The sequence below is a fragment of the Microbacterium sp. genome (assembly GCF_036566905.1).
Taxonomy (GTDB): Bacteria; Actinomycetota; Actinomycetes; order Actinomycetales; family Microbacteriaceae; genus Microbacterium.
The window spans coordinates 1-3,347 of sequence record NZ_DATCVK010000134.1; the positions used below are offsets into that span (position 1 = coordinate 1).

Sequence of the window (3,347 nt, forward strand, 5' to 3'; positions counted from 1 at the left end):
GATCGTCGGGATCGAGGTGATGTTCATCGCCGCGGCGAGCTGCTGCTGGTCTTCGGTGTCGACCTTGGCGAAGGTGAAGTCGGGGTTCGCCTCGGCGGCGGCCTCGTAGTTCGGCGCGAACTGCAGGCACGGGCCGCACCATCCGGCCCAGAAGTCGACGAAGACGGTGCCTCCCTCGAGGATCGTCTTCTCGAAGGTGTCCAGGGTGAGCGCCACGGTAGCCATGCAGCAAGCCTATGCGGCGTCGCTGTGGGCGCGCTCGGTGTTCGCCCTGCGCGAGCTGTGCGCTCGCCCCGGCCGCGCGACCAGGATTGCACGCGAGCATGCAGCGCCGCCGCGGGCCTGCGCCGGTATCGTGAAGGCGTGGTCGCTTTCGGAGGCGCGCTCGGTTCGTTCCGTCGCCGCGGCTCGGTCTCCGACGAATCGTCGGAACCGGAGGTCGCGGTCGATGTCGCGCGTCCGCATGGGGCCGCGCACCCGTCGGATCCGGCACGGGCGGCCGACGACGCGATCCCCGACCTCGACTGGCGGGTGTTCCCCGAAGGCGCCGAGCACTCGATGTTCGAGGCGCCGAGCGGCATGCTCGCACGAGTCGCCCTCGGGGCGCCGTCGGCCCCCCGCATCGTGCTGGTGCCGGGCGCCACGGGGTCGAAAGAGGATTTCGTGCTCATGATGCCCCTCTTCGCCGAGGCCGGGTACCGAGTCGAGTCCTTCGATCTCGCGGGCCAGTACGAGTCGTGGCGCGCAGGGCCGTGGAACCTCCGCCCGCCGCGGCAGCGCTACGACGAGCGGCTCTTCCTCGACGACTTCCTCGCGGTGCTCGATGACGGCACGGCGCCCGCGCACGTGCTCGGCTACAGCTTCGCCGGCACCCTCGCCGAGCTCGCGCTGCTCGAGCGGCCCGAGCGGTTCGCGAGCCTGACGCTCCTGAGCGCACCGCCCGAGCCCGGGCAGTCGTTCCGCGGGGTCAAGCGCATCGGGCCGATCAGTGCGTTCACCTCCCCGCGCCAGGGCGCGGGCCTCATGCTCTGGGGCATCCGCAACAACCTCAACCGGGTACCGCCGCGCCGACTCGAGTTCGTGCGCGATCGGTTCGCGCTCACGCGCCGCGAGAGCGTCGACGACATCATCGCGCTCATGATGAAGACACCGGACCTGCGGGCCGGGCTCGCCGCATCGACGATTCCGAAGCTCGTCGCGGTCGGGGAACACGATCTCTGGCCGCGTGAGCTGCACGAGCGGTTCGCGCGCGAGATCGGGGCCCACCTGTCGGTCTATCCCACGGGGCACAGCCCGTGCGAGACGGCACCGCACCAGCTCGTGCGCGACATGCTCAGGCTCTTCGAGGCGACCGACCTCACCCCGTAGCCATTGCGGGTGGCGGGCGGCCAGCAACCCGTCTCACGCGGGCAGCGGCGCCTCTCCGTCGGGCTCGACCGCATCGGCGCCGTCGAGATCCGAGGGCGATGCATTCGCCTCCCACACCCAGACCGGCGCACGGCGTCGCTCGGCCCGTCGGGTGAGCGGTGGCCACTCCCGCGATTCGACCGACATCGTGTGGAACGCCATGCGCACTCGTCGTGCCAGACCGTCGAACGTGTCGAACGGGCGCGCCGAGACACCCACGAGCAAGCGGCGGTCGCGCACGACCGTCATGCCGGGCTGCATCCACCATGCGAGGTCGAGGTCGTCGTGCACGTCGGCTCGGTCGCGGTGCACGAGGTCGCGGAGCCGCGCCCACACGTCGGCGCGCATTGCGTAGTTCGAGCCGAAGATGGGCGGATGTCCGAGCAGCGCGCCGATCACGGTGAAGTAGCCGCCGATGTAGATGTTGCGCGCGATCCAGCGCACGACGGAGTTGCGTCCGTAGAACGTGCCGCCGTTCGTGACGACCGCGGGGCGATCCGAGGCGGCCATGCGCCGCTCGATCTCGGCGATCCAGTCGGGTGCTGGCACCGAGTCGGCGTCGAGGCGAGCGAGGAGGTCACCGGATGCCGCGTCGAACCCTGCGGCCGTCGCGGGCCAGATGCCGCGCAGGGGCTCGTGCACCACTCGCGCGCCCGCGGCGAGGGCGACGTCGGTCGTGGCATCCGTCGAGCCGTTGTCGACGACGATGATCTCGTCGGGGCGCCGGGTCTGGCTCGCGAGCGCGTCGAGGCATGCGGCGAGGAAGTCCGCGTCGTTCAAGCTCGGAATGATGACCGAAATCGTGCCCATCACGGCGAGTCTAGCCACGGGAGCGCTCTGCGACGCACGGTTCGTGCGTGTTGCGGGCGATCGTGGAATTGGGGCTATTGCCGGCGCATGGGCTCCGCATATGCTCTCCCGCAAGTCGGGCGTCAACCGGTGCCGCCCGTATGGAAGGGAAGACGATGTACCCATCTGCGCCACTTTCCAAACGAGCTCGAGCCGTCGCCATCGCGACGGCCGCGGCTTTCACCATCGCACTCGTCCCGGCGGGCGCGGCGTTCGCCGCTCCGGCCGTGAAGTGCGACAACCGCAACAACAACACCGTCTCGAAACTTCTGGAGTGCGTGAATGCCGACGGTGTGGTCGAGCATCTCGACGAACTCCAAGCGATCGCCGACGCCAACGGCGGAAATCGCGCCGCGGGTCTTCCGGGCTACGACGCGAGCGTCGAGTACGTCGTCGACACCCTGACGGCCGCGGGCTGGAACGTGTCGATCGATGAGTTCCCGTACACGTACGTGGGGCCGTCCGAGCTCGAGCAGCTGTCGCCGGTCGTCGCGACCTATCCCACGGGCCCGTTCACGGGCACGGGGTACGGCGAGGTCATCGGCACCGTGATCCCGGTCGACCTCGCGCTCGACCCGCCGCAGGCATCGACGAGCGGGTGCGAGGAGGCGGACTTCGCCGGCCTCGACTTCTCGGGCGACAGCGACATCGCGCTCATCCAGCGTGGAGCGTGCAACTTCGCGGTCAAGGCGATCTTCGCCGAGGCCGCCGGTGCCGAAGCGGTCGTCATCTTCAACCAGGGCAACAGCCCCGATCGCGAGGGCCTCATCACGGGCACCCTCGGCGGCAACGACATCGTGGGGATCCCCGTAGTCGGTGGAAGCTTCGCCGACGGCGTCGCGCTCGCGCAGGCGGACTCGACCGCCCGCGTGATGGTGCCGCTGCCCCAGTCGCGCCCGCAGAAGAACGTCATCGCGGAGCTTCCGGGACTCAACGACGACAACGTCGTGATGGCCGGTGCGCACCTCGACTCCGTGCAGGCCGGTCCCGGCATCAACGACAACGGAAGCGGTTCGGCGGCGCTCCTCGAGCTCGCCCAGAACATCTCCAAGCTCGAGCCGCAGAACACCGTGCGCCTCGCCTGGTGGGGT

At 69.8% G+C, this 3,347-nt stretch carries 4 protein-coding genes; 2 read left to right on the top strand and 2 right to left on the bottom strand.

Translation table 11 applies throughout. The annotated features are described in order from the left end of the window. Positions 1 to 225 (bottom strand): thioredoxin family protein (locus VIP82_RS10445; RefSeq protein ID WP_331908278.1); only part of this gene is annotated, 225 nt, incomplete at its 3' end. A gap of 138 nt (positions 226 to 363) precedes the next feature. Between VIP82_RS10445 and VIP82_RS10450 the strand changes: the two genes are divergently transcribed. After that, on the top strand, positions 364 to 1,368 hold the full coding sequence (locus VIP82_RS10450; protein WP_414684655.1) for an alpha/beta fold hydrolase: 1,005 nt from the start codon (positions 364 to 366) through the stop codon (positions 1,366 to 1,368). 33 nt (positions 1,369 to 1,401) lie between these two features. Here the strand turns inward: VIP82_RS10450 and VIP82_RS10455 are convergent, their stop codons facing one another. After that, positions 1,402 to 2,217: a glycosyltransferase family 2 protein gene (locus tag VIP82_RS10455; RefSeq protein WP_331908280.1), complete on the bottom strand. Its 816-nt coding sequence runs from the start codon at positions 2,215 to 2,217 to the stop codon at positions 1,402 to 1,404. Between the two features lie 155 nt (positions 2,218 to 2,372). Between VIP82_RS10455 and VIP82_RS10460 the strand changes: the two genes are divergently transcribed. Continuing rightward, positions 2,373 to 3,347: M28 family peptidase (locus VIP82_RS10460; RefSeq protein WP_331908282.1), on the top strand; the 975-nt coding region annotated here is incomplete at its 3' end.